Below are 25,880 nucleotides of genomic sequence, written 5' to 3' on the forward strand. Positions count from 1 at the left end.
CGCCAGCTCGTTCCCGCCAGGCAGGCGCCCCGCAAAGCAAACGCCCCCGCCGCGATCCTGCGGCGGGGGCGTTCGCGTCTCGACGTCCGTCGGTCGCGATCAGGCGACTTCGGAGACGTAGTCCTTCTCGTGCTTCAGGCCGAGATAGAGGCACAGGCACATCACGATCAGCACCACCGTAAACGGCAGGCCCACCGTGATCGCCGCCGCCTGAAGGGCGGTCAGCGCGTCCGCGCCGCCGCCGAAGAGCAGCGCCGCAGCAACCACGCCTTCGATCACAACCCAGAAGATCCGCTGCACCACCGGGGCGTCGACCTTGCCGCCGGCCGTGATCGCGTCGATCACGAGCGAGCCGGAGTCGGACGAGGTGATGAAGAAGACCAGCACCAGGATGACCCCGATGCCGGACGTGATCGCCGCCATCGGAAGGTTCTCCAGCATCTGGAACATCGCCAGCTCGACCGCGCCCAGGCCGCCGGCCAGTTCGCCCACGCCGTTGATCACCTGATCGAGGGCCGAGCCGCCGAAGACGCTCATCCACACCAGCGTGACGATCGTCGGGACCAGCAGCACCGCGGTGATGAACTCCCGCACCGTGCGGCCGTAGGAGACGCGCGCGATGAACATGCCGACGAACGGCGACCAGGAGATCCACCAGGCCCAGTAGAAGATGGTCCAGCCCTGGAACCAAGCCTCGTCCTCGCGGCCGATCCAGTTGCTGTAAGAGAAGATGTCGGTGACGTAGCCGACCGCGGTCTGGCCCATCGTCGTGAAGATGTAGGCCGTCGGCCCGACGATCATCACGAACAGCAGCAGCAGACCGGCGAGGCCCATGTTGATGTTGGACAGCAGCTTAACGCCGCCGTCGAGGCCGCGGATCACCGAGATCAACGCCACGCAGGTGACGCCTATGATGATGGCGATCTGCAGCCCCATCGAGCCGCCGCCTTCGCCGCCCATGAGGTAGTCGATGCCGCCGGCCGCCTGTTGCGCGCCGAAGCCGAGCGAGGTGGCGAGACCGAACAGCGTGGCCACGACCGCGACCGTGTCGATCATGTGACCGAACGGCCCCCAGCTGTGGTCCTTGATCAGCGGATAGAAGGCCGACCGGATGGTGAGCGGCAGCCCTTTGTTGTAGCTGAAGAAGGCGAGCGACAGCGCGACCACCGCATAGATCGCCCACGGGTGAAGGCCCCAGTGGAACATGGTGGCGCTCATCGCCTTGCCGATCGCCTCCGGCGTGTTGGCTTCGACGCCCAGCGGCGTCTCGTACCAGCCGGTGTAGTAGGCCGTCGGCTCCGCCACCGACCAGAACATCAGGCCGATGCCCATGCCGGCCGCGAACAGCATCGCGAACCAGGAGAAATAGCTGAACTCAGGCTTCGCGTTGTCGCCGCCCAGCCGAATCTTGCCGACCGGCAGGACGATCAAGACGAGACTGAAGATCACGAACAGGTTGCCCGCGATCATGAACAGCCAATCGAACTGGGCGATCGACCACCACTTGGCGCCGTCCAGCATCTCCTTCGCCTGGGTCGGCGCGACCAGCGTGCCGATCACGAAGACCAGCACCAAGCCGGCGGCGATCCAGAACACCGGGTGATGGACGTCCATCCCCCATTTCTTGAGATTGTCCTGACCGATCTCGTAGTCGGTCTCGTATAGATTCGCCTTATCTTGTGCGTCGCTCATATCGGAAGCATCCTCCCCCGTACGTTATGGTTGGTTATCGCTTCGTTGCGCTGCGGGACCGTTCCGACCTGGAATCCCCATCGGTCCTGCGGCGGCGTTCTCGCGTATCCCGGTGTCCCGGGTCGACGATTTCACAGGCGCGCCCAATAGTTAGCGCGATCCGCCATGTAATGCAAACGAGCCCGCTCTAGATCGCCGCCGCAAGACGACAAGATAAAGTCGGATCGTTTTTCCCTAATTATCTCGGAATGTGCGGCGCAGATCCGCTCCGCCATTATCCGAATACAGACCGCGGGTTCGGAACATCCACGCGTCGACACGGCTATACAGGGCCAAGAGCGATGCGCGCCGCACCCGCAATCCGCGCACTATGGTATAGGCCGGTCGCCGAAGGACTTTTTCGATTTGCGGCGCCGGTTTGGCCGTATGCGCCGCCAGCGCCATTATTTCGCCGCATCAAGGCTGGAAACGAGGGGTGCGAGGCTGGGGCGGGCCGGTTAATATGCCGACGGCGGAGGTCTTAAACGCCTGGACGTCCGCCGGCGCCGCACTAAGTGGAGCGACGCAAGCCGATTTCTTAGGCTGAATGACAAGGGGACTAATGGGTATGAAACGCACTGTGATGATGGCCGCGGCGTTCGGCGCGGCGCTCGTCTCCGGCAACGCGGCCGCTGTCGCTCAGGACGGAGAGACGCTGTTCAAGCGCTGCATGGCCTGCCATGCGCTGGAGGAAGGCAAGCACAAAGTCGGACCCTCGCTGTACGGCGTGGTCGGGCGCGCCGCCGGCACGGCCGACGGTTATCGTTATTCGAAGATCAACAGCCAGGCCGGCGAACTCGGTCTGGTCTGGACGAAAGAGAATATGGCCGCCTATCTCCCGGATCCGCAGGGCTTCCTGGAAGCTTTCATTGAGGAGAACGGCGGCGACCCGCAGGGCCGCACCAAAATGACCTATCGTCTGCGCGACGAGGGCGATGCGGCCACGGTCGTGGACTACGTCGCCTCGCATGGCGGCAACGGCGGCTAAGCAGCCCGATCCTATAGCGAGCCGCAGCGGCGGCGCCCTTTTCACGGGGCGCCGCCGTTTCTTTTTCGCGGGCGCGTTTCGAGAGCGCGTCGAGCGCGCCTTGGAAGTGTCAAGTATTTCTGACGTAAACAATTGTTTACAGGTCGGCCTCCGCCGGGTTTTAATGGCGTCCTGGGTCCATCTCGTCGGTCGGCCGTGCGCCGGACGAAGACGCCAGAGACTAAGGCGCGCCGACGGGACGCATCGGGGCCGCGAACTTCTCGCGGGGGCCGACGCGCAGACGGGTCCGAAAGACAGGGACGAGCGGTCTGGAGGCCAGCGCCATGAACATGCACCACCCCAAGGCCAAGCTGCTGAGCGGCGCGGCGATGACGCCCGGCGCGGGCCGCGCGCCGCGGCTGCTCGACGGGATTGACGCGCCAAGCGACCTGCGCCGTCTGCCGCGCGCGGCGCTGGCCCAGGTCGCCGGAGAGGTGCGCGCCGAGATGATCGAGATCGTCTCCGGCGTCGGCGGCCATCTGGGCGCGGGCCTGGGCGTGGTCGAGCTGACGACGGCGCTGCACTGGGTCTTCGACACGCCCGACGACAAGCTGATCTGGGACGTCAGCCATCAGTGCTATCCGCACAAGATCCTGACAGGCCGGCGCCAGGCGATGCGCGCCATGCGCCAGGACGGCGGTCCGGCCGGATTCACCAGCCGGCGCGAGAGCGTCTACGACCCGTTCGGCGCCGCGCACAGCTCGACCGCCATTTCGGCCGCTCTCGGTTTTGCGGCCGCGCGCGACTACGAAGGCCGCGGCAACGCCGTCGTCGCCATCGTCGGCGACGGGGCGATGTCGGGCGGCATGGCCTATGAGGGGCTGAACAACGCCGGCGCCAGCGGCCGACCGCTGATTGTCATCCTGAACGACAACGACATGTCGATCGCGCCGCCGTCGGGCGCGCTCAGCCGGCATTTGCGCGATCTGCGCGCGCGCCGCCCGGAGAAGGCCGAGCGCCTCGCGGCGCTCGCCGCCGCTGACGGCCCGCCGCCCTCTTTCGCCGGCCGGCCGACGCTGTTCGACGATCTCGGCTTCGCCTATTGCGGCCCGTTCGACGGCCACGACGTCGATGAGATGGCGGCGGTGCTGGAACGCGCTCGCGACCATTGCCGCGGACCCGCGGGCGGCCCGATCCTGATCCACGCGCTGACCGTCAAGGGCAAGGGCTACGCGCCGGCCGAGGCGGCGGCCGACTGCTATCACGGCGTCGCCAAGTTCGACGCCGCGACCGGCCAGCAGCACAAAAGCCCGCCCAAGGCGCCCAGCTACACCAGCGTCTTCGCCGAAAGCCTGATCCAGGAGGCGGACGAGGACCCGCGCATCGTCGCGATCACCGCCGCCATGCCGTCGGGCACCGGCCTCGACAAGTTCGGCGCCGCCCATCCGGATCGCTGCTACGACGCCGGCATCGCCGAACAGCATGCGGTGACCTTCTGCGCCGGCCTCGCCTGCGAGGGCTTTCGGCCGTTCGCCGCGATCTACTCGACCTTCTTGCAACGCGCCTACGATCAGATCGTGCATGACGTGGCGATCCAGCAATTGCCGGTGCGCTTCGCCATCGACCGCGCCGGCATGGTGGGCGCCGACGGCGTGACCCATCAGGGCAGCTACGATATCGCCTATCTCGGCTGCCTGCCCGGCTTCGTGCTGATGGCCCCGGCCGACGAGGCGGAACTGAAGCACATGGTCGCCACCGCCGCGGCCATCGACGACCGCCCGTCCGCCGTGCGCTTTCCGCGCGGCGAGGGGACGGGCGCGCCGCTGCCCAACCGCGGAACCCCGCTCGAGATCGGCCGCGGCCGGGTGATCCGGGAGGGCCGCGAGATCGCGATCCTCTCCTACGGCGCCCGCCTCGCCGACGCTGAGGCCGCCGCCGCGCGCCTCGCTGAGACGGGGGTCGAGATCACCGTCGCCGACGCGCGCTTCGCCAAGCCGATCGACGACCGGCTGGTCAAGCTCTTGGCCGAGGAGCACAAGCTCGTCCTGACGCTGGAGGAGGGCGCGATCGGGGGCTTCTCCGCCCAGGTGATCGACAGCCTTGTGCGCCAGGGGCTGGGCGAGGCGGTTGGCCGCGTGCGCCCCTGCCATCTGCCCGACCGCTTCATCGAACACGCCAGCCCCGCCGCGCAACTGGCCCAGGCCGGCCTCGACGCCGACGCGCTCGCCGCCCGCGTGCTGGCGGCGTTGGGCCGCCCGGTCGAGACCCTGGCGGAACTGACGGCGGGCTGAGCGCGCCCGAGAAGGTCCCCGCCTGCGCGGGGACTCCTGCATGAAGGGCTGCGGCGCCCCCCAGCGAAGGCGGGGGCCTCAGGCCGCCCGTTTTCGGCGGGTGAGCGCGCCCGAGAAGGTCCCCGCCTGCGCGGGGCCTCCTGCATGATGGGTCGCGGCGCCCCCGCGAAGGCGGGGGCCTCAGGCCGCCCGTTTTCGGCGGGTGAGCGCGCCCGAGAAGGTCCCCGCCTGCGCGGGGACTCCTGCATGATGGGTCGCGGCGCCCCCGCGAAGGCGGGGGCCTCAGGCGATGCGTTTCCGGCGGGTGAGGGGGCGCGGCGCCCACGCCCTCACCCCGCCGCGCGCTCCTCCGCGCGCAGGTCGAGGGCGGAGGTGGCGATGTCGTCGGGCTCGGCGCCGGTGGTTTCGGCCGCCGAGGCGGCTACGAGGCTGCGGTAGAGGCGTTGTTGGGCCGGGGTGAAGACGAGGAACTCCGGGTGCCATTGCACGCCGATCAGGAAGCGCCCGCCGATCCCTTCTATCGCCTGCACGACGCCCCAGCGGTCGCGCCCGACGACGCGCAGGCCCCGGCCCATCCGGTCGACGGCCTGATGGTGCAGGCTGTTCACCTTGCACACCTCGCGGCCCAGGATGGCGCGCAGGCGGCTGTCCGGCTCGAAGGTGACGTGCTTGGCCGGCAGCGGCGTGCGCATCTTCGGCACGTCGTCGAAGGCGGCGTAGATGTCGGAGACCAGCGTGCCCCCCAGATGGGCGTTGATCATCTGCGCCCCGCGGCAGACGCCCAGCACCGGCCGGCCGGTCGGCGCGAACAGGTCGAGCAGCTTGAGCTCCAGCTCGTCGCGCTCCGGGTCGAGGCGCACCTCCGGCTCGATCAGCCCGCCGTAGAGGCCGGGGCCGATGTCGTCGCCGCCGCCGACGATCAACCCGTCGAGCTTCGCGGCCACCCCCTCCAGCGTCGGCAGCCGGCGCGGCGTGAGGCGTACGGCGCGCCCGCCGGCGCGCCAGATCGCCAACTTGTGGAACGCCCACGCCGTCCAGCCGCCGCGGCGCGATCCGGTGACGCCGATCAGCGGCTTGTTGCGGCGGAACAGGCGGCGCACGGCCGACGTCATCCGATCAACCGGCGCAAGAAGCGCTCAGACTTCTCGGCCCAGTCCTCGCCGGTCCAGTCGCTGGGGACCAGCGCGTCGTAATGGTCGAGGTAAGCCGCCGCCATTTCCTCAGCGACCGCGCGGTCGGCCGCCAGCCGCTCGACCAGCACCCACCGGTTCCATTCGGCGACCGGGCCGTCCTCCGCCTCGGTGAAGCGGGTGTTGGGGAGGCGGTAGTGGAAGGCGGGGCGCGCGCTGATGCGGTCGTCCTTGACCGCCCGGCGCACGCGCGCCTCCTCCACTTCGGCGAAGATCGGCAGCATGTCGAGCTCGCGGTTGCGCGTCGCGTTCTCGGCCAGATAATCGTCGATCAGCGTCGTCATGTTCGGCGCGTAGCCCGGATCGACGACCCGCTTGGCGTAGCTGCGCGGGAACGGGTCGATATAGGGCAGAAGGCGGCGCGTCAGGTCGATGTCGATCGAGCGGCGCAGCCACGCGCTGGTCATCATGTAGGCCCGCAGGACGGCGGCGATCCAACCGGACTCAAGCTCCGCCACTTCCGGGTTGAGATGCAGGCCGAGCGCGTAAAGCGCTCCTTCGTCCGTGCCCGTCGCGCCCGCATCGCGGATCGAGCGGTAGAGCGGCGAGAGCGAGCCCAGATCGTCCCAAGGGATCGGCGGGCTGACGATCTCCATCGGCACGAAATCTTCGGAGACGCGCCCGATCAGCTCGCTCGCCCCGCGGTCGAGGTCGCGCAGCAGTCCGACCAGATCGGCGAGCCACTCGCCCTCGACGTCGACGCTGTCCCAGCGCGGGCTGGGGTGGGCGTATTTGGTGTCGAGTTCGACCGTGAAATCGCCGTGCTTCGCCCCCTCGATCACGAAACGGTAGGGATCCTCCTGGCGGATCGACCCCCCGAAATGCGCCTGGACCAACTCCGCCCCGCGGGCCACGTCCAGGGCGACGCATTCGATTTCTACGCCGACGCGGCGGGGCTCGCCGGCGCGGGCGCCCTCCTCGCGCGTCGGTCTCGGCGGGGCCAGCGCCTCCGATCCCGCGACCGCCTGCTCGACGGCGTCGCTGCGGCGGCGCGGGGCGTCCTCGGGCCTCTCGGTCTCAGTCATTGTCCATCTCGCTCCCCTCGTGACCTCTTGCAGATGGGGCGGCGCGCCGCCGTGTCCAGCCGCGCGCCGGCGCCGGATCACAGATCGAACCACACCGGCGCGAACAAGCTGAAGGCGAGCCAGCACAGGATCAACAGCGGCGAGCCCGCCTTGACGAAATCCAGGAAGCGATAGCCGCCGGGCGCCATCACCAACAGGTTCGTCTGGTAGCCGACGGGGCTTGCGAAGGAGCAATTGGCGGCGAACACCACGGCGACGGCGAAAGCCTCCACCGGCGCGTCGACGTGATGGGCGACCGACGCGGCGATCGGCGTGAACAGGACGGCGGTCGCCTTGGTCGACAGCACGTTCGCCAGCACGGCGACCAGCAGAAAGAAGGCCGACAGCACGACCGGCGTCGACGCGTCGCCCACCAACGCCAGCATGCCTTCGGCCAGAAAATCCGCCCCGCCCGTGCGCTGCATCGCCAGCCCCAGCGCCAGCGCCGCCGCGATCAGCAGGATGATCTTGCGGTCGATCGCGCGCACCGCCTCGTCCAGGCTGACGACGCCGAACAGAATCATCGCCGTCGCCCCGCCGAGCGCGGCCACCTCGGTCGGAACCAGCCCGCTCGCCGCGCAGCCGACGACGGCAAGGAAGATCGCGGCGGCGCGCTGGGCCAGATGCGCCTGCGGCAGATCTTCCGCCGACCATTCCATCAGCACCACTTCCTGGCTGCCGCGCAGGGCGTCGATTTCGTTGCGCCGCCCTTGGATCAGCAGGATGTCGCCGGCCTCCAGCGCGATGTCGACCAGGCGCCGGCGCATCATGCGGCTGCGTCGCTCCACCCCCAGCACTGCGCAGCCGTGGCGGTAGCGGAAGCCGGCGCGATCCAACGTCAACCCTACGAGGCGGGAGTTGGGCGGCACCATCACCTCGGCCAATGACTGGCCGGCCTGCAGCCAGGGCGCCGTATCGGCGACCGCCGCATCCTCCGCCCCCGCCTCCCGGTCGGCGGCGAGGCTGGGCCGAAGGCTGTGCGGGGTCGATTGGAACAGCTCGGTCAGCCGCTCGCGCGTGGCGGCGATCACCAGAACGTCGCCGGGCGCCAGCGCCAGATCTTCCTCATAGGGCGGCAGGAAGGTCTCCGCCCCGCGCTCGATCGACAGCACGGTGACGCCGGGCAGTTCGGGGAAGAAGCCGCTGACCGGCCGCATGGCGTCGAAGCGGTCGCCTGGCTCGACCGAGATCTGCGCCTTGAACTGGCGCGCCGCCTGGGCGCGCAAGGAGACGCCGGTCGTGCGCCGATCCGGCATCAGCCGCGGCAGCGCGAAAATCACATAGACCAGCCCGACGCCCGCCACGACCAGACCGGGGACCGTGAAGCTGAAAAAGTCGAAGCCCTGTTCGCCCATCTTCATCAGCGCGCTCGAGACAAGCAGGTTGGTCGACGAGCCGATCAGCGTCGTCATGCCGCCCAGGATCGCGGCGAAGCTGAGCGGCATCATGTAACGCGCCGCCGCGCGGTCGTTGCGCACGGCCAACGCCTGCATGATCGGGATGAAGATCACCACAACGGGGATGTTGTTGAGCACGGCGCTGGTCCCCGCCACCAGCAGCAGCGCTACCGCGAAGCTCAACAGCGCCGAGCCGCGCGACAACTGATGCACCAGGATCGCCACCCGGTCGAGCGCGCCGGTTCGGCTCAACCCCTCTCCCAAGATCAGCAGCGCCAGCACCGTCAGCAGCGCGGGGTTGGCGAAACCGCTGAGCAGCACCGTCGGCGACAACGCGTTCGCGCCGTCCGCGTCGCGCACCGGCAAGGCCTGGAACAACGCCATCAGCGTGACGATGACCAGCAGAGAGGTGACTTCGAGCGCCAGTTTCTCCGTTGCGTAGAGGATCAGCGCCGCCGCGATGACCGCGAAGACCAGACTCATCTGCAAAAGGGCGGGGTCGGCGCTGAAGGCTGTCACGGGGCGGGGCGGCCTTTCCGTCGCAAGGGCGTGGAGGCGGTAAGCCGGCTAAGGACTCGCCAGCCTAGACCCATCGTCGGCGGCGGGCCAAGCGCGTTGACAGGCGAAGCGGGCCCGCTCCACGCTTCAGGCGCCGCGAGATCCGCGCGGCGGAGGGGGAGCGACCGCCATGCCGGAATTTTTGATCGAGCCGATGTTCGAGGCCCAGCATCCGTTCTGGGTGGATTTGATCGGCTATATCGCGGGAGCGATCACGCTGACCGCCATGCATCGCAAGACGATGATCCCGCTGCGCCTGGGGGCGGTCTTCGGCAATGCGATGTTCCTGACTTTCGGGTTGATCGCGGGGATCTGGCCGACGGCGGTGCTGCACGCCATCCTGCTGCCGCTCAACGCGTTCCGGCTCTACCAGATGCTGCGTCTGGTGAAGACGATCCGGCGCGAGCATGAGGGCGAGAGCTTCGGGATGGAGGCCTTGCTGCCCTATATGCGCACCGAGACGCGCGCCGAGGGGGACGTGCTGTTCCGCAAGGGCGACGACGCCGATCGGATGTACATGATCGGATCGGGCACGGTGCGGCTGGTTGAGATCGACCATGCGCTCTCCGACGGCGCGCTGATCGGCGAGATCGCCTTCTTCACCCCGGAGCGCGCGCGCACCGTCACGGCCGTCTGCGCCACCGACTGCACGCTCTACAGCCTGACCAACAGCGCGATGCTGCAGCTCTACTACCAGAATCCGAAGTTCGGCCTCTATCTGATGCGCGTGATCGTCGAACGCCTGCTCGCCAACTGGGAGCGGGCGGAAGCGCGCGCGGCGCCGGGGTAGTCGGGCGCCTGAAAGTCGAGACGGCGGCGCATAGGCGCAGCCGTCCCCGCGCTTCCCCCGATGCGCGAGGGCTTAAACGAAAGAGGAAGGAGGTCAGCTCCCCGGCAGGCTCCCACCCGACGGCGGGTGCTGATCGCGGCACAGCGCGTCGGCGCGCGATCGGAAAAGCTCGACCTGGGCGTCGGTGACGACCCCGTCCGCCTTCATGCCGTCGATGTCGTCGAAGCGCGCCTCCCGGCACGCCAAATAGGCGGCCTCGGCCGGGTCGGTCGGCTCGGCGTCGGCGGGCTGCGGGAAGAGCCTGTCGCGCTCGTACCACAGCAAAAAGGCGATCGCCGCGCAGAACAGGCCGAGCGCGATCAGCCGGGCCGGACGCCCGTCGAGACGGCTTTGCCGCACGCGCGCCATGGCTCGGCGCTCACTCCAGCTCGAGGGCGCCGTCGATCTCGACGTCCAGATCCACGCCGTCGACGGTCAGCCGAACTTTCGCGGTCAGCGGTTTGGCGGGATCGATCGTCCCGTCTTCCACAGCCGCGCGCACGGCCTGTTCGATCTCGCGCTGCGAGGTGACGCCGACCTTTTTCAGGAATTTGCGCACGCTCATGTTGAAGGCGTCTTCGTTCATCGCGTCGTCTCCTTTTTCGTCCGCGCTCACTCGGCGGTGAGGGGCAGGTTGACCAGCAGGTTCTGGGGCTTCATCCGCACCAGCCTGTCCGGCGTCATCGACAGGCCTAGATAGACGGGCCGGCCGCGCACGCGCTCGATCACCGCGGCCTCGTCCTTGATCTCCAGCCGGAACAGCGACAGCAGGCGCGCCGGCGCCTCGTCTCCCGGGTTCTCGCCGCGATAGAGGGCGTTCAAGAGCGCGCTCGACTCCGCGTCCAGTCCGGTGTGCCAGACCCAGCGTTCGTCGCGGATCGACTGCACCGGATGAATGCGGCACTGCAGCTGGAAGAAGTGGCCGATCCATCTCTCCATGACGCGGCACAGCGCGTCGAGACCGGCGCCTGCGAAGGTCAGGTCGAGGACAGTGTCGAACCGGTCCGAGCGATCCCAGTAGTCCGCGGCCGTCTCCTCGCTCAGGACGTCCAGATCGACCTCCCGCATCGGGGCGGCGCTCTCCTTCAAAAGCCGTCCGAGATCCCCGAAGCCGCCCGTCGTCGCCAGCCGCTCGACGGTCTCGGCGTCGCCCAGCATGATGCGGCCGTCCTGTATCGTCGCACGCTGGGTGCGGAAGAACAGCTCGCCGGCGCGCGCCTGCAGCGGGTTCTCGACCCCGTCCAGCACGCCGCGGAGGATCGCATGGACCAGATGGTCCAGGAACAGCTGCGGGATCGGGCCCGGCGGATCGGTCACCAGCCGGCGATAGGCGGCCTCCAGGCTTTCGCTGTCGATCAGCAGGTCGCGGAAGGGGAGGAAAATACGGTAGTTCTCGCGCGCGTCCGGGTCGGCCAGCGCGTCGATGTCGGCCTCGCCGACCGCCCGGCGCGGATCGTCGAGCAACCGCTGATAAAGCCTGCGTTCGGCCGCGCACGCCTCTTCCGGCGGGCGAATTTCGGGGCGCTCCATATAGGCGCGCAGGAAGGCGTCGGTCACCTGATGGCGGCCCTCCTCGCCCCGGGTCAACAGGCCGTGTCCGGCGCTGACCCAGAAATCCTTCGCGGCGCGCGCGCTCATGCGATCCTCACCCTTCGTTCTCGTCAGGGATCAGGGTCCAGACCCGGCCGTGATCCATCGCGTCGGGGCGCTTGATCGCGCGCACGCGCTCGATCACCCCGTCTTCGCCGAACTCCCGCTCGATCGCCAGCAACTGGCCCGGTTCCGCGTCTGCGCACAGGCTTTCGGCGTAGGCCAACTCGTCGCGTGCGACGGGCAGCGCCGACTCCAGGTCGGGCGCGCCGTAACGATCCACGAAATGCCGGGCCAAGGCCCGCGCTGCGGCCTCCACTTCTGCGGCGTCCGCACGGGCCGCTTGAACCAGCGTAGCGCGCCCGAAACTTTCAAGACCCAGGAAAGTCTGTCCAAAGGCGATGAGATCCCGCCCGCTCAAGGCGGCAGGGTCGGCGTCGGCGAAGGCGAAGCCGCCGGGCGCCGCGATCTCACCGGGCCCGGCCGGCGTCTCGAAGATGTGCGCGTCCGACTCGTCCAGGCGGATGACCCGCAGCACGTTTCGCGTCCGCGCGCTCACGAGGCCCCTCCCGCCAGATCCGCGGCCGCCGTGAAGGCGTGCGCCAGCGCGATGCGTCGCTCGCGGCCGTCGACCAGCACGCGCATGGCCCCGTCCTGCGCGACGCCTCCGGCTCGGGCGGGGGGCGCGTTGCGGGTCGGCGCGCCGTCTGCGTCGTAGATCGGGAAGGGGTACGGCTCGTCGACCCCCGCCATGCGCGCCTCCCAGGCGCCGGCCACCGGCTTCAGCCCGTCGCGCTCCCATCGATGCAGCCAACTCAGGAAATGCCGGGCGAAGGCCTCCAGGATTTCCTTGGGCGACACCTCGCCCGCTCCTTCCTCGAACAGATTGGTGCGGCCCAGCTCGCGCCCGGGTTCGCTCCTCGGGTCGCCGGCCAGCGCCAGATCCAGGCCGACGGCCATCCAGTCCGGGACCGCGTCCGCGGCCTTCGTCGACGTGACGTAGCGCATCGACCCGGCCGCGGCGCCGTTCACCAGAACCCGGTCCGGCCACCCGAACAGCACGCCGATCTGAGGCGGCAGCGTCGCGCCGAGCGCGTCGTTGAAGGCGATCATCGCGACGTAGGCGATCTCGGCGGCGTGGGCGAAGGGCGTCTCCGGAGCCAGGACGAGCGCCGCGCGCAACCGGTCCGGCCGCACGGGGTAGTAGAGAGCGCCCGCGTCGGCCGCGCCCGCGCGTGCGTCGGCGACGGCCTGCGCCAGCGGGTCGTCGTCCGCGCCGACGGGGCGGGCCTCGAACAGCGGCGGCAGGGCGGGCGCCGTCTCAGCCCTTTCTCGGTCGTCCGCGTCGCCTGCGGTCATCGGATCTCTTTCCTCACCCCGGCGCCAGTCCCGGTCTCTTCCCGCGCTTTTCCAATGCGCGGCGCGCCCTTACACTTCGCGCTTATGTCGACCAGCCCCGTCTCTTCCCCCTCGACCCGTCATCTGATGACGACCGACGAGGTCGCGGCCTATCTGCGCATTAAGGAGCGCAAGGTCTACGATCTGGTCAAGTCCGGCAAGATTCCCTGTACGCGCGTCACCGGCAAGCTTCTGTTTCCGAAGCCGCTGATCGATCTCTGGGTGGCGGCCGAGACGGCCGGCGGCCCCGGCCTCGCCGCCGCGCCGCGCCCGCCGATCGCGGCCGGCAGCCACGACCCCCTGCTGGCCTGGGCCTTGTCGGAATGCGGGGCGGGAATTGCGACGCTGTTCGACGGTTCGCTGTCGGGCATCGAACGCTACATCGGCCGCGAGGCGCTTTTCTGCGGCTTCCATCTGCCGCCCGAGGCGGAGTCGGAATCGGCGCCCGGCGGCGCGCCCAAACTCCTGGCCGACGCCCAGGCCGCCGCCGGAGCGACGGTGGTGATCGAATGGGCGAAGCGGGTGCAGGGACTGATCTTGCCGGCCGGCAACCCGGCGCGCGTGCGCGGCCTGGCCGAGTTGGGCGAGCGGCGCCTTAAGGTTAAGCTGCGCCAACCGGAGGCCGGCAGCCGCATGCTTTTCGACGCGCTCTTGGGCGCGGCCGGCGTGGCGCCTGGCGCCGTCCAGGCGGCGGATCCGATCGCGCGGACAGAGACCGACGCCGCGTCGGCGGTTGCGGAAGGCCGTGCGGATCTCGCCTTCGGGGTCGAATCCGCCGCGCGGCGGTTCGGACTTGATTTCTTGCCGCTGGCCGACGAGCGCTATGATATCGCGATCGACCGACGCGACTATTTCGAGCCGCCCTTCCAAAAGCTGCTGGCCTTCGCCGCCGGCCCGCGCTTCGTCGACGAGGCCGCGCGGCTGGGCGGCTACGACGTGAGCGCGCTGGGGCGCGTGGTTTTTAACGGGTAGGGGGCGGCCAGCCGGCGAAGTCGGGACAGACAATCCCGGGCGGCCGAAAGGCCGACCCGGGCTCTCGATGAAGGCGCGGGCGGCGTTACGATTCCGCCCGGATGACGTCTTTGTCGGGCGACCCGGCGGATCCGCTCAACTCTCGCCGCCGGCGTTCGGGAAGAACAGCTGCTCGCCGTCGCGCGTGTAGGAGGCGATCAGCTTCTGGCCTTCCGGCGAAATCACCCAATCGACGAACTGCTGGGCGAGATCAAGCTTCACATGCGGGAACTTTTCCTTGGAGACCGCGATGATCCCGTACTGGTTGAACATCGCCGGATCGCCCGCGAAGACGATGCGATAGTCGTCCTTGTTCTCAAAGGCGAGCCAGGTGGCCCGGTCGCTCATCGAATAGGCCCCCATGCCGACCGCGGTGTTGAGCGTCGCGCCCATGCCGGAGCCGGTCTCGCGATACCACGCGCCCGCAGCCTTGGGATCGACGCCAGCGGCCTTCCAGAGGCTCAGTTCGCGCTTGTGTGTGCCGCTGTCGTCGCCGCGCGAGGCGAAGGCGGCCTCGGCCTCCGCGATCGCCTGCAGCGCGCCCTTGACGTCTCCGGCGTCCGAGACGTCAGCGGGGTCCGCCTGCGGCCCGACCAGGACGAAGTCATTGTACATCACATCGTAGCGCTCGACCCCGAAACCCTCGTCGACGAACGCCTCTTCCGAGGGCTTGTGATGAACGAACAGCACGTCGGCGTCGCCGTTGCGGGCCAACCGGATCGCCTGGCCGGTTCCGACCGCGACGACGCGAACCTGGATTCCCGTCTCGGCTTCGAACTTCGGCAGCAGATAGTCGAACAGGCCGGAATTCGCGGTCGAGGTGGTGGAGGCGACCGTGATGAACTTGTCCGCAGCCGCGGCCGGGCCGGCGAAGACCAAAGGCAGGGCGAGCGCGGCGGCCGTTACGGCCAGCGCAGCGCGGCGGGTCGTCTTGGCGATCAGGCGCTCGATCATAGCAGCTCTCCTTTCAGGAAACGACGCAGGGTCTCGGCGGGCGGGTCGTCCAACAGCGCGCCGGCGGGGCCGGCGGCGTCCAGCCGGCCGGCGTTGAGGAACAGCAACTCGTCAGCCAGCCGGCGAACCTGTCCCAGATCGTGGCTTGAGAAGATCACCTTCACGCCCGCCTCGGCGGCTTCGGCGATCAAGGCCTCCAATTTCCGAAGCGCGCTCGGGTCGAGGCCGGCGCCCGGCTCGTCGAGCAACAGCGCCTGCGGGCGAAGCATCAGCGCGCGCACCAGCGCGAGACGGCGCTGCTCGCCCCCGGACAGCCGACGCGCCGGGGCGTCGGCGCGGCCCGTCAGGCTCGCCCGCTCCAGCCAATAGGCGATGAGGTCGGCGCGCGCGCTCTTGGGGATCCCGGCGCGCCGCGCGGCGAAGACCAAATTGGCGGCCGCCGTACGGCGCAGCAGCACCGGCTGCTGCAGCAGCATGGCTTGCGCGACGGCTTTCGGCGCGGCGCCGTCCTCGCCCCAAAGCGCCGCGCCCCGGTCAGGCGCGATCAGCCCGTTCAGCACCTTAAGAAACGTCGTCTTGCCCGCCCCGTTGGGGCCGATCAGGGCGGTCACGCCCCGGGCGGTCAGGCGCGTGCTGACGCCGTCCAGGATCGCACGCCCGCCGCGCCGGACCGAGACGTCCGCCAGTCGGGCCGCCGGCGGCGCGGGAGCCTGCGGGACGCGGGGCGTAAGGTCGTCTCGGGGCATGGCGCTCACGCTCCCTGTCCGCGGGCGCCGGCCGGCGCGCGACGGCCGCCGGGACCCTCCTCACCGGCGTGGCGCGCGGCCAGCGCCCGCAATCCGAACGCGAGCGCGTTGACGCTGAGCGCGATCCCCAACAGCACCACGCCGAGGCCGAGCGCGAGGGGCAGATCCCCTTTGCTGGTCTCCAAGGCGATCGCGGTCGTCATGACGCGCGTGACGCCGTCGATGTTGCCGCCGACGATCATCACCGCGCCCACCTCCGCCACCGCGCGGCCGAAACCGGCGGCGAGCGCGGTCGCTAGGCTGAGCCGCGCCTCGTAGAGCAAGGTCGCGGCGACCTCTCGACGGCTCATCCGGAAGCAGGCCAGCTCCTCGGCGTATTCCGCGAAGAAATCCTCCAACGTGCGATGGGCGATCGCGGCCACGATGGGGGTCACCAGAATGCTTTGCGCGACGACCATCGCGCCCGGGGTGAAAAGCAGGCCCAACTCGCCCAAGGGGCCGGCGCGCGAGAGCATGAGGTAGACCACCAGCCCGACCACCACCGGCGGCAGGCCGAGCAGCGCGTTCAAGACCGCGATCACCGCGCCGCGTCCGGGGAAACGCGCGACCGCCAGCAGCGCCGCCAGCGGCAGCCCGACGACGGCCGCCACCGCGACGGCGCTGAGGCTCACCTGCAGCGACAGGCCGACGATCTCGTAGAGTTTCTCGTCGCCGGTCGCCAATAGTCGCCCGGCTTCGGCGAACGCCTCTTGAAAGGCCATGAGCCTCTGCCACCCTCGAATGTGCGCATTATTATGCGTTTATATGCAAGAATTACAGAAAGGCTGTCAATATTCAATAGGAAGCGCTCGCTTGCAGTCAAACATGTCTCGACAGTTCGCGGCGGCTGGGCGACCCTATTGGTATGACCAATCAAGGATGCGACGCCGCCCGTCGGGGAACGGCGTCCGACGGGGTGGATAACGCGACGGAGGCGGACGCCGCGGGCGGGCCGAACGATTCGTCTGCGCGCGCCGAAGGAGCGGGAACGCTCGATCGGCAAGAACGCCGGTCGGTGCTTCAGGTCGGCGTCGTCGTCGAGCGCCGTCCGGTCGCCAACCCGTGGGCCGACGACCAATATCTGCCGAGCGCCGTCGTCCCGAACGCCGGGCGGGCCGACTGGACGCCGTTGCCGAGCGAGCCGGACGACCCGCCGGGGGTGCGGCGCTGGCTGGCCGCGACGGTCGAGATCGCGCTCCATCGCACCGAGTCGGAAGCGTATCTGGAGAACCTGCACGCCGAACAGCCGGCGGTCTACGTGGTGCTGCGCCCGTCGCAGGATCCGGACGACCCGCATGAGGCGAGCGTCGTCTGCGCGACGCTGTCGCCCTATGAGGCGCAGGATTTCCTCGACAGCGGCGAGGACGTCGTCGAGCCGGTGCCGATGCCCGATCAGATCGCCGCCTGGGTGCGCGCTTTCGTCGCGCGTCATCACAAGGAAGTTCCGTTCAAGAAGCGGAAGCGCAAACCGCACACGGCCGAGGAACCCGCCTTCGGCAAGCGGCTGCACCCGGTTGAGCGCGCCTTCTACGAGCGCCGCGAGCGCCTGCGGCCCGACGACGAGACGGAGGGGGAGGCTTGATGACGCAGGATCGTTTCCTCAGCCGCTGGTCGCGGATGAAGGCGCGCTCGCGCGCGGGTCGGGCGGCCGAGGCGCCGCCGCGCGCGCGGCCCGACCCCGCCGCGACGGCTTGGCGTCCGCATGAGGGCGCGGAGGTCGCGGAGAAAGAGCCGGAGGTCGAGGCCGGCGCCGTCGAGGCCGCGCCCGAGACCGCGCCGGAGACCGCGCCCGAGACCCGGGCCGTCGTCGACGAGGCGCAGGTCCTGGCGGAGTGGCCGGAGGATCTGCCGCATCCGGATGAACTCGATTCCGAGAGCGATTACAGCCCTTTCTTCTCGCCGGAGGTGAGCGAGGCGGTTCGCAATATCGCGCTGCGCCGGCTGTGGCGCTCGAATCCGCTGTACGCGAACGTCGACGGGCTCGTCGATTACGGCGAGGATTTCACCGACGCCGCCCGCGTGGTCGCCGGGATGAAGAGCGCCTATCAGGTCGGCAAAGGCTACGCCCGGCAGGCGGAGGAGCAATTGGCCGAGGCCGAGGCGGCGCTCGATCGAGCGGAGGCGGAGGGCGAGGCGCGCCCAGACCCCGATCGCGCGCCCGAGGCCGCGGCCCCGCCGGACGCGGAGCCCGAGCCGGAGCCGGAGCGTGAGGCGCCGCGCGCCGCTGAAGCGCAAGCCGGCGACGCCGCGGACGCCGTAGAGGATGAAGGCGACGCCGAGGGCGGCTACGAGGGCGGCCACGGGGGCGGCGGCCGGGCCTGAGGCGCCGGCCGGGTCGCGAGCGGGCGACGGCTTGTAACGCGCGGCGTGCGTCAAGTCCCCATGACAAGAATGGTGGACAGAGCGGGCGGCCCGGGAGATACTGACTGGTAAGACCAATTGAGCGACGCATGGGCTGGGGGGCCTCGCGTCCGCAGAATGACCCGGAATCGGGCCTTTTTGCCGAACCGTCGCCCCCGTCCCGTCGTTGAAAAGACGGTCGAGACCCGGTCCATAAGCCGGGCTCACAAGACTAAGGGGGTTGGACATAACGGTGAGCGCCCACACGACATCACCGCAGAGCGACGCGCCGGACGGCGGCCTCGCGCCGGAGGAGGCGGGGCGCCGGGCGCTGTATCATTTCCTGGCGCGCACGTTGTCGCGCCCGATCGAAAAGACCGAAGCGGGGCGCATCGCCCCCTTCGCCGACGGCTCCACCGCGCTGGGCCAGGCCGTCCAGGCCTTCATCGACGCGGTCGACGCCGCCGACGCGACGGCGCTGGAGCGAGAGTTCCACGATCTCTTCATCGGCGTCGGGCGGGGCGAGCTGGTGCCCTACGCGTCCTATTACCTCACCGGATTCCTGAACGAGAAGCCGTTGGCCGAGCTGCGTCGCGACATGGACGCGCTCGGTTTCGAGCGCGCGGAAGGCGTGCGCGAGCCCGAGGACAACATCGCGAGCCTTTGCGATCTGATGGGCCATCTGATCGCCGGCGCGGCGACGGGCGAGCGCGATCTCTACGATCAGGACCGGTTCTTCGCCGCCCATCTGAAACCCTGGGCGGACAAGTTTTTCGCGGACCTTTCGAGCGCCAAGACGGCCGACGTCTACCGGCGGCTCGGCGAGGTCGGCCGCTGCTTCATGGCGATCGAAGAAGACGGATTCGCCATGGTGGCCCGCGCCTGATCCGGGCGCGGGCGGAAGAGCGGTCGGGCGTCGGAGACGGCGGCCGACCAGGACCAAGGAGAAGGGTTGATGGAGATGCGTGAAGAGGAAGGCGTCAGCCGGCGCCGCTTCTTCTCATCGGTCGGCAAGACCGTCGCGGTCGGCGTCGGCGCCGTCGCGGCGGCGGCGGCGGGCGCGTCCGACGCCGAAGCCGATGCGGGTCCCGACGGGGACCTGTATCGGGAGACCGATCATGTGAAGAAGGTCTACGAGCTGTCCCGCTTCTAAGTCGGCGGCTCGCAATCAACAAGAAACGCTTTCCCCGTCGGACGTTCGACGTCGCGGCGGGGGAGGAAACGATCCAAACTACTGAAAGGGCGTGAAAGATGCTCCGCAAAAAGACTAACGGGGTTGCGATTGGCTCCCGGGCGTCCGCGGCCTTCACCGGCGCTGCCGGCGAAGCGGTCGATCGGCGGACTTTCTTGAAGCGTTCCGGTCTCGCAGCGGGCGGCGTCGCCGCATTGGCTGCGGCGCCGTCGGGTCTGGTCGCGCGCAAGGCGCAGGCGGCCTCCACCGGCGCGACCAGCGGGAACGTCAAGACGGTCAAATCGGTGTGCACCCACTGTTCGGTGGGCTGCACGGTTCTGGCTGAGGTGGACAACGGCGTGTGGGTCGGGCAGGAGCCCGGCTTCGACAGCCCGTTCAACCTCGGCGCCCACTGCGCCAAGGGCGCGTCGGTGCGCGAACACGCGCACGGCGAGCGGCGCCTGAAGTACCCGACCAAGATGGTCGACGGTAAGTGGACGAAGATCTCGTGGGAGCAGGCGATCGAAGAGATCGGCGACAAGCTGCTTCAGATCCGCGAGACGTCCGGCCCCGATTCGGTCTACTGGCTGGGATCGGCGAAGCACAACAACGAGCAGGCCTATCTGTTCCGGAAGTTCTACGCCTACTGGGGCACCAATAACGGCGACCACCAGGCGCGTATCTGTCACTCGACCACGGTCGCGGGTGTTGCGAACACCTGGGGCTACGGCGCGATGACGAACTCCTACAACGACATCCACAACAGCCGCGCCATGTTCGTCATCGGCGGCAATCCGGCCGAGGCGCACCCGGTCTCGCTGCTTCACCTGCTGAAGGCGAAGGAGCAGAACAACGCGCCGCTGATCGTCTGCGATCCGCGCTTCACGCGCACGGCCGCGCACGCCGACGAGTATGTGCGTTTCCGGCCCGGCAGCGATGTCGGGCTGGTCTGGGGCATCCTGTGGCACATCTTCGAGAACGGCTGGGAGGATCGCGAGTTCATCCGCCAGCGCGTCTGGGGGATGGACGAAATCCGCAAGGAAGTCGCGAACTGGGATCCTGAGGAGACCGAGCGCGTCACCGGCGTGCCGGGCAGCCAGCTGAAGCGCGTCGCGCGCACGCTGGCCAACAACCGGCCGGGCACCGTGATCTGGTGCATGGGCGGCACCCAGCACACCAACGGCAACAACAACACGCGCGCTTACTGCATTCTGCAGCTGGCGCTCGGCAACATGGGCGTCTCCGGCGGCGGCACGAACATCTTCCGCGGCCACGACAACGTCCAGGGCGCCACCGATCTGGGCGTGTTGAGCCATACGCTGCCGGGTTATTACGGCCTCGCCGCCGGCTCCTGGAAGCACTGGTCGCGCGTCTGGGAGACGGATTACGACTATCTGCTCAATCGCTTCGCCTCGAAGGAGATGATGGAGGCCTCGGGCATCCCCGTGTCGCGCTGGATCGACGGCGTGCTCGAGGACAAGGCCAACATCGAGCAGAACGACAATCTCCGGGCCATGATCTTCTGGGGGCACGCCCCCAACTCGCAGACGCGCCTGCCCGAGATGAAGACGGCGATGGAGAAGCTGGACCTGTTGGTCGTGGTGGATCCGTTCCCGACCGTCTCGGCCGTGCTGCACGACCGCACGGACGGCGTCTATCTGCTGCCGGCCTCGACCCAGTTCGAGACCTACGGCTCGGTGACGGCCTCCAACCGGTCGATCCAGTGGCGCGAGCAGGTGGTCGAGCCGCTCTTCGAGTCGCTGCCCGACCACACGATCATGTACAAGCTGGCGAAAAAGCTCGGCATCGCGGACGAGATGTTCAAGAACATCACCGTCGAGAATGACGAGCCGCTGATCGAAGACGTCACCCGCGAGTTCAACCGCGGCATGTGGACGATCGGCTACACCGGCCAGTCGCCGGAGCGCCTGAAGCTTCACATGGCCAACCAGCACACCTTCGACAAGACCACCCTCCAGGCGGTGGGCGGTCCGGCCGACGGCGAGTACTACGGGCTGCCGTGGCCGTGCTGGGGCACGCCTGAGATGAAGCATGTCGGCACGCCGAATCTCTACGATCCGTCCAAGCCGGTCGCCGAGGGCGGCCTGACCTTCCGCGCGCGCTTCGGCGTGGAGCGAAACGGCGAGAACCTGCTCGCCGAAGGCTCCTACTCCGTCGGCTCGGAGATCAAGGACGGCTATCCGGAGTTCACGATGGCGATGCTCCAGAAGCTCGGCTGGGATTCCGATCTCACCGACGGGGAGCGCGCGACCATCGAGGCGATCGCCGGCGACAAGACCAACTGGAAGACCGACCTTTCGGGCGGCATCCAGCGGGTCGCGATCAAGCACGGCTGCGCGCCCTTCGGCAACGCCAAGGCGCGCTGCGTGGTGTGGAACTTCCCGGATCCGGTGCCGCTGCACCGGGAGCCGCTCTACACCAGCCGTCGCGATCTGCTCGACAAGTACGCCACCTACGAAGACCGGATGATGTATCGCCTGCCGACGAAGTACGCGTCGATCCAGCAGGTCGACTACTCGAAGGACTTCCCGACGATCCTCACCTCGGGCCGTCTGGTGGAGTACGAAGGCGGCGGCGACGAGACGCGCTCGAACCCGTGGCTCGCGGAGCTGCAGCAGGACATGTTCGTCGAAATGCATCCTCGGGACGCCAACAATCTGGGCGTCCAGGACGGCGAGATGGTCTGGGTGCACAGCCCGGAAGGCGGCAAGGTGAAGGTCATGGCCATGGTCACCGAACGGGTCGGCCAGGGCGTTGCCTTCATGCCGTTCCACTTCGGCGGTCACTATCAGGGCGAGGATCTGCGCTCCAAATATCCGGAAGGCGCCGATCCGTATGTTCTCGGCGAATCGTGCAACACCGCGCAGACGTACGGCTACGACTCGGTCACCAACATGCAGGAGACCAAAGCCACGCTCTGCCGGATCGAGCGCGCGTAAGGGAGGAAATAGACAATGGCGAGAATGAAATTCCTCTGCGACGCCGAGCGCTGCATCGAATGCAACGCTTGCGTCACCGCGTGTAAGAACGAGCATGAGGTGCCCTGGGGCATCAACCGGCGTCGGGTCGTCACCATCAATGACGGCAAGCCCGGCGAGCGGTCGATCTCTGTCGCCTGCATGCATTGTTCGGACGCGCCTTGTATGGCCGTCTGCCCCGTCGACTGCTTCTACGAGACGGAAGAAGGGGTGGTCCTTCATTCGAAGGATCTGTGCATCGGTTGCGGCTACTGCTTCTACGCGTGCCCGTTCGGCGCGCCGCAGTATCCCCAGGCCGGCAACTTCGGCAGCCGCGGCAAGATGGACAAGTGCACCTTCTGCGCCGGCGGTCCCGAGGAGAACCACTCCCAGGCCGAGTTCCAGAAGTACGGCCGCAACCGTCTGGCCGAGGGCAAGCTGCCGCTGTGCGCGGAGATGTGCTCGACCAAGGCGTTGCTCGCGGGCGACGGCGACACGGTCGCCGACATCTACCGCGAGCGCGTGGTGGCCCGCGGCTTCGGCTCGGGCGCTTGGGGCTGGGGCACGGCCTACGAGCAGAAGGGCTCCTGACCGACGGAACTGGGGGCGGCCGCGACGCGCCGTCCCCGATCCCGTCGCCTCAGGAACTTTTCCCCGGGAAATAGCGGGGGGCGTACGGGTCGACCGACGCCCCCCCCTTCCCGACGGTGAGAGCGCCGCCTGACGGCGGCGCGGCTTCGCGAGGTCGCGTGAGACGATGACGAAGAGAACGCAAGACAAGGCGGCGATCGGCCGGCCGACGGCGGGCCGCGCGGTCCGCGGCGGATTGGCGTTGGCGGCGGTCGGGCTCCTGATGCTCGGCGGATGCCGGGAGAGCGAACAGAACCGCCCGCTCGATTACGAGCCCGGCGTCTATCTCGGACAGCAGGACGAACCGCTGGACGAAGGGGTGGTGGACCAGCTGCGCGACCGCGCGCGCTCGGGCCAGCAGATGTGAGCGCCGGTTCGCTTACGGGATGGAGAAGGGGTTGGACCCATGCAAGTCGCACTAACCAAGCTGAAGGCTGCGGCCGCGCTTGCCGCGCTGCTCGTCTTCCTGGCCGTCGCGCCCGGCGCGTCGGCGCAACAGACCGACCCGGCGCCGGGTCCTGAGGAGGCCGTCGGCGGCGCCGTGCCCGGCTCCTCGCTGGGGGTCGCAAGCGACACGGATTTCTGGCGCGAGATCCGCCGCGGCGCCAGCGGTACGGCGCAGCAGCCGCACGAGCTGGGCGGCGTTCTGATCCAGTCTGAGGGCGACAACTGGCGGGCCGTGCGCAACGGGCCGCTGAAGACCTACGGCGTGTGGTTGATGATCGGGATCATCGGCCTGCTCGCCCTGTTCTTCGCGCTGCGCGGCCGCATCAAAATCGAGCATGGTCCGGCGGGGACGACGATCGAGCGTTTCACCGGGCTCGAGCGGTTCGGCCATTGGCTGACTGCGGGCTCCTTCATCGTGCTGGCGATCACCGGCCTCAACCTGATGTACGGCCGCTACGTGCTGATGCCGGTGATGGGCAAGGAGGCCTACGCCTTTATCACCAACGCCGGCAAGTGGGTGCACAATTGGATCGCCTTCGCCTTCATGGCCGGGCTGGTGCTGATCTTCATTATGTGGGTCGCGCACAACATCCCGAACAAGACCGACCTTAAGTGGCTCGCCAAAGGCGGCGGCCTGTTCTCCAAGGGCGTGCATCCGGATTCTAAGAAGTTCAACGCCGGCCAGAAGATCATCTTCTGGGCGACGATCTTGGGCGGCGCGTCGCTCAGCCTGTCGGGTTGGGCGCTGCTCGATCCGTTCACGACGACGATGTTCGCGGACACCTTCGCGCTCGTGAACACGCTCGGCTTCAATCTGCCGACGAACCTCACGCTGATGGAGGAGCAGCAGCTCGCCGTCGTCTGGCATGGGATCGTCTCGTTGGTGATGATCGCGATCATCCTGGCGCACATCTATATCGGCTCGATCGGGATGGAGGGCGCTTTCGCCGCAATGGGCAGCGGTCAGGTCGATCTGAACTGGGCGCGGGAGCACCATAATCTTTGGGTCGAGGAGGAGATGAGCAAGAGCGGCGTCGGCCGCGCGCAGCCGGCCGAATAGGCCGGCGGGCGCGCTCAGGTCGGCGTCTCCCCAGAGCGCGCCGCCTCGGATCGCGGCGGATAGGATGAAGCGAGGGCGGTGCGGAAGGGTGACGGAGGTGCGGTTTCGCCGGGCGCGCATGCGCCGATCCTGCGAACGCGTCGCGTCTCTCGCCCGCGCGGCCCTCGTCGCGTCTGGGCTCTGGGCGGCGTCGCAGCCGGCGGCGGCCGATCTGCTGGGGCACGGGGCGCCGGTGCGCGACGTGGCGCTCAGCCCTGACGGCGCGCGCGCCATCACGTCCGGCTTCGACGACCTCTCCATCGTCTGGGATCTCGCGGCGGGCGAGCAAGCGGTGCGCCTCTACGGCCACGAGGCGGCGGTGAACGCGGGCGTGTTTCTGCCGGGCGGGCGCGCGGCGACCGTCAGCGACGACGGCTCCGCGCGGATTTGGAGCCTCGACACCGGGGAAACGCTGCACGTGCTGTCCGGCCACAGCCAGAAAGTCGTCAACCTCGCGCGCTCGCCGGACGGCCGTCGCCTGGCCACCGCATCCTGGGATCGGACGGTGCGCCTGTGGGACGCCGAGACCGGCGCGCCGCTTCGAACCTTTGACGGCCATCGAGGGCCGGTCAACGCCGTGCGGTTCTTCGACGGCGGGCGGCGCCTGATCTCTGGCGGTCATGACGGGGCTCTGCGCACCTGGCCGGCGCAGCAGGACGGCGGTGAGGCCGGCCTGTTCGCGGAGGCCGGCTTTCCGATCAACGATCTTGAACTCTCCCCGGACGGCGCGCGTCTCGTCACCGCCTCGGCCGACGGCGTCGTGCGCATATGGGATGTCGCAACGCGGCGGGAGATCCGCCGGCTGGAGGCGCATGAGGGCGCCGTTCTGGCGGTCGCGATCTCGCCGGACGGCCGGCAGATCGCCAGCGGCGGGACCGACGGAAGGCTGTTGCTGTGGCGGCTGGCGGGGAGCGCGGCCGAGCCGCGGCTGGACGTGCCCATCGACCATTACCGGGCGGTCTGGGCCCTCGACTTCGCGGTCGACGGGCGCGCGATCTACGCCTCCGGCGTCGATTCGGTGACCCGCGTCTTCTCGACCGAGGACGGCGCGCCTTTGGGCGGCGGCGGAACGCCCTTCCAGCCGATCGATCGGGTGAGCCGCGCCTTCGCCGACAGCGACGACCCGGTCGAGCGCGGCGCCTTCCAGTTTCGCAAGTGCGCCGTGTGCCACAGCCTGACGCCCGACGGACCGCCCAAGTCCGGCCCGACCCTGCATGGGATTTTCGGTCGGCGCGTCGGCGGCTTGCCGGACTATCGTTATTCGTCCGCGCTTGAGGACGCCGATTTCATTTGGACCGAAAAGACGGTCTCCGAGTTGTTCGAGGTCGGTCCCGACGTGATGCTGCCCGGCACCAAGATGCCGATCCAGCGCCTGCCCGATCCGCAGGACCGCGCCGATCTGACGGCCTTTCTGAAAGCGTCCGGCGGGGCGGCGGAGTAACGACGGGAC

The 25,880-nt window shown here is 68.8% G+C and carries 25 protein-coding genes; 13 read left to right on the plus strand and 12 right to left on the minus strand.

Annotation, left to right across the window (positions count from 1 at the left end; all coding sequences use genetic code 11):
* Window positions 1–99 precede the first annotated feature (99 nt).
* Window positions 100–1,692 carry a BCCT family transporter gene (locus tag RIB45_RS03930; RefSeq protein ID WP_350048917.1) on the minus strand — a complete coding sequence of 531 codons (1,593 nt, stop codon included), beginning with the start codon at window positions 1,690–1,692 and terminating at the stop codon, window positions 100–102.
* A gap of 607 nt (window positions 1,693–2,299) precedes the next feature.
* Between RIB45_RS03930 and RIB45_RS03935 the strand changes: the two genes are divergently transcribed.
* Both RIB45_RS03935 and dxs read left to right on the plus strand, forming a co-directional pair.
* On the plus strand, window positions 2,300–2,719 hold the full coding sequence (locus tag RIB45_RS03935) for a c-type cytochrome (protein WP_350048918.1): 420 nt from the start codon (window positions 2,300–2,302) through the stop codon (window positions 2,717–2,719).
* Window positions 2,720–3,087: 368 nt separating this feature from the next.
* Entirely contained in the window at window positions 3,088–4,989 is a 1,902-nt protein-coding gene (gene dxs / locus RIB45_RS03940; protein ID WP_350049089.1) for a 1-deoxy-D-xylulose-5-phosphate synthase, read from the plus strand.
* Window positions 4,990–5,318: 329 nt separating this feature from the next.
* On the opposite strand, the gene RIB45_RS03945 is transcribed toward dxs, so the two are convergent.
* The 3 genes from RIB45_RS03945 to RIB45_RS03955 all read right to left on the minus strand — a co-directional run bounded on the left by RIB45_RS03945 (window position 5,319) and on the right by RIB45_RS03955 (window position 9,159).
* Window positions 5,319–6,101 carry a gamma-glutamyl-gamma-aminobutyrate hydrolase family protein gene (locus tag RIB45_RS03945; RefSeq protein WP_350048919.1) on the minus strand — a complete coding sequence of 261 codons (783 nt, stop codon included), beginning with the start codon at window positions 6,099–6,101 and terminating at the stop codon, window positions 5,319–5,321.
* On the minus strand, window positions 6,098–7,204 hold the full coding sequence (locus RIB45_RS03950; protein ID WP_350048920.1) for an amidoligase family protein: 1,107 nt from the start codon (window positions 7,202–7,204) through the stop codon (window positions 6,098–6,100). The genes RIB45_RS03945 and RIB45_RS03950 overlap by 4 nt, the downstream gene beginning before the upstream one ends.
* A gap of 77 nt (window positions 7,205–7,281) precedes the next feature.
* Window positions 7,282–9,159, minus strand: coding sequence for an SLC13 family permease (locus RIB45_RS03955; RefSeq protein ID WP_350048921.1), 1,878 nt, complete (start codon window positions 9,157–9,159; stop codon window positions 7,282–7,284).
* Window positions 9,160–9,328: 169 nt separating this feature from the next.
* Here RIB45_RS03955 and RIB45_RS03960 point away from each other — a divergent pair, with 169 nt between their 5' ends.
* Window positions 9,329–9,988: a Crp/Fnr family transcriptional regulator gene (locus tag RIB45_RS03960; protein WP_350048922.1), complete on the plus strand. Its 660-nt coding sequence runs from the start codon at window positions 9,329–9,331 to the stop codon at window positions 9,986–9,988.
* Window positions 9,989–10,081: 93 nt separating this feature from the next.
* Here RIB45_RS03960 and RIB45_RS03965 read toward each other — a convergent pair whose 3' ends face one another.
* Genes RIB45_RS03965 through RIB45_RS03985 form a run of 5 tightly spaced genes read right to left on the minus strand, consistent with a single transcriptional unit; the run spans window position 10,082 to window position 12,976 of the window.
* Window positions 10,082–10,396 carry a hypothetical protein gene (locus RIB45_RS03965; protein ID WP_350048923.1) on the minus strand — a complete coding sequence of 105 codons (315 nt, stop codon included), beginning with the start codon at window positions 10,394–10,396 and terminating at the stop codon, window positions 10,082–10,084.
* Between the two features lie 10 nt (window positions 10,397–10,406).
* Window positions 10,407–10,613, minus strand: coding sequence for a DUF6494 family protein (locus RIB45_RS03970; RefSeq protein WP_350048924.1), 207 nt, complete (start codon window positions 10,611–10,613; stop codon window positions 10,407–10,409).
* Window positions 10,614–10,639: 26 nt separating this feature from the next.
* Complete coding sequence (locus RIB45_RS03975) at window positions 10,640–11,665, minus strand: DUF6352 family protein (RefSeq protein WP_350048925.1); 1,026 nt, start codon at window positions 11,663–11,665, stop codon at window positions 10,640–10,642.
* Between the two features lie 7 nt (window positions 11,666–11,672).
* Entirely contained in the window at window positions 11,673–12,176 is a 504-nt protein-coding gene (locus RIB45_RS03980) for a DUF6505 family protein (protein ID WP_350048926.1), read from the minus strand.
* Window positions 12,173–12,976: a biotin/lipoate--protein ligase family protein gene (locus RIB45_RS03985; protein WP_350048927.1), complete on the minus strand. Its 804-nt coding sequence runs from the start codon at window positions 12,974–12,976 to the stop codon at window positions 12,173–12,175. Before RIB45_RS03985 ends, RIB45_RS03980 begins: the two co-directional genes overlap by 4 nt.
* 126 nt (window positions 12,977–13,102) lie before the next feature.
* Here RIB45_RS03985 and RIB45_RS03990 point away from each other — a divergent pair, with 126 nt between their 5' ends.
* Window positions 13,103–13,987, plus strand: coding sequence for a substrate-binding domain-containing protein (locus RIB45_RS03990; protein ID WP_350048928.1), 885 nt, complete (start codon window positions 13,103–13,105; stop codon window positions 13,985–13,987).
* A gap of 135 nt (window positions 13,988–14,122) precedes the next feature.
* Here RIB45_RS03990 and RIB45_RS03995 read toward each other — a convergent pair whose 3' ends face one another.
* Genes RIB45_RS03995 through RIB45_RS04005 form a run of 3 tightly spaced genes read right to left on the minus strand, consistent with a single transcriptional unit; the run spans window position 14,123 to window position 16,487 of the window.
* On the minus strand, window positions 14,123–14,980 hold the full coding sequence (locus tag RIB45_RS03995; protein ID WP_350048929.1) for an ABC transporter substrate-binding protein: 858 nt from the start codon (window positions 14,978–14,980) through the stop codon (window positions 14,123–14,125).
* On the minus strand, window positions 14,977–15,726 hold the full coding sequence (locus RIB45_RS04000; RefSeq protein ID WP_350048930.1) for an ATP-binding cassette domain-containing protein: 750 nt from the start codon (window positions 15,724–15,726) through the stop codon (window positions 14,977–14,979). Before RIB45_RS04000 ends, RIB45_RS03995 begins: the two co-directional genes overlap by 4 nt.
* Window positions 15,727–15,731: 5 nt before the next feature.
* Window positions 15,732–16,487, minus strand: a complete 756-nt coding sequence (locus RIB45_RS04005; protein WP_350048931.1) for an ABC transporter permease — start codon at window positions 16,485–16,487, stop codon at window positions 15,732–15,734.
* A gap of 143 nt (window positions 16,488–16,630) precedes the next feature.
* Between RIB45_RS04005 and RIB45_RS04010 the strand changes: the two genes are divergently transcribed.
* The 9 genes from RIB45_RS04010 to RIB45_RS04050 all read left to right on the plus strand — a co-directional run bounded on the left by RIB45_RS04010 (window position 16,631) and on the right by RIB45_RS04050 (window position 25,871).
* Window positions 16,631–17,347, plus strand: coding sequence for a DUF3305 domain-containing protein (locus RIB45_RS04010; RefSeq protein WP_350048932.1), 717 nt, complete (start codon window positions 16,631–16,633; stop codon window positions 17,345–17,347).
* Entirely contained in the window at window positions 17,347–18,087 is a 741-nt protein-coding gene (locus tag RIB45_RS04015) for a DUF3306 domain-containing protein (RefSeq protein WP_350048933.1), read from the plus strand. The genes RIB45_RS04010 and RIB45_RS04015 overlap by 1 nt, the downstream gene beginning before the upstream one ends.
* A 271-nt stretch (window positions 18,088–18,358) precedes the next feature.
* Window positions 18,359–18,991, plus strand: a complete 633-nt coding sequence (locus RIB45_RS04020; protein ID WP_350048934.1) for a TorD/DmsD family molecular chaperone — start codon at window positions 18,359–18,361, stop codon at window positions 18,989–18,991.
* A gap of 69 nt (window positions 18,992–19,060) precedes the next feature.
* Window positions 19,061–19,258 (plus strand): formate dehydrogenase, encoded by a 198-nt coding sequence (locus RIB45_RS04025; RefSeq protein ID WP_350048935.1) that lies wholly within the window; start codon window positions 19,061–19,063, stop codon window positions 19,256–19,258.
* A gap of 98 nt (window positions 19,259–19,356) precedes the next feature.
* Window positions 19,357–22,236, plus strand: coding sequence for a formate dehydrogenase subunit alpha (locus RIB45_RS04030; protein ID WP_350048936.1), 2,880 nt, complete (start codon window positions 19,357–19,359; stop codon window positions 22,234–22,236).
* Between the two features lie 15 nt (window positions 22,237–22,251).
* Window positions 22,252–22,845 (plus strand): formate dehydrogenase FDH3 subunit beta, encoded by a 594-nt coding sequence (fdh3B, locus tag RIB45_RS04035; RefSeq protein ID WP_350048937.1) that lies wholly within the window; start codon window positions 22,252–22,254, stop codon window positions 22,843–22,845.
* 166 nt (window positions 22,846–23,011) lie between these two features.
* Window positions 23,012–23,251 (plus strand): hypothetical protein, encoded by a 240-nt coding sequence (locus tag RIB45_RS04040; protein ID WP_350048938.1) that lies wholly within the window; start codon window positions 23,012–23,014, stop codon window positions 23,249–23,251.
* 39 nt (window positions 23,252–23,290) lie between these two features.
* Window positions 23,291–24,391 carry a formate dehydrogenase subunit gamma gene (locus RIB45_RS04045; RefSeq protein WP_350048939.1) on the plus strand — a complete coding sequence of 367 codons (1,101 nt, stop codon included), beginning with the start codon at window positions 23,291–23,293 and terminating at the stop codon, window positions 24,389–24,391.
* An 88-nt stretch (window positions 24,392–24,479) separates the two neighbouring features.
* Complete coding sequence (locus RIB45_RS04050) at window positions 24,480–25,871, plus strand: WD40 domain-containing protein (protein ID WP_350048940.1); 1,392 nt, start codon at window positions 24,480–24,482, stop codon at window positions 25,869–25,871.
* The last annotated feature ends 9 nt before the right edge of the window (window positions 25,872–25,880 follow it).

It is taken from the genome of Marivibrio sp., assembly GCF_040218065.1.
In the GTDB taxonomy this organism is placed as follows: domain Bacteria; phylum Pseudomonadota; class Alphaproteobacteria; order UBA8366; family Aestuariispiraceae; genus Marivibrio.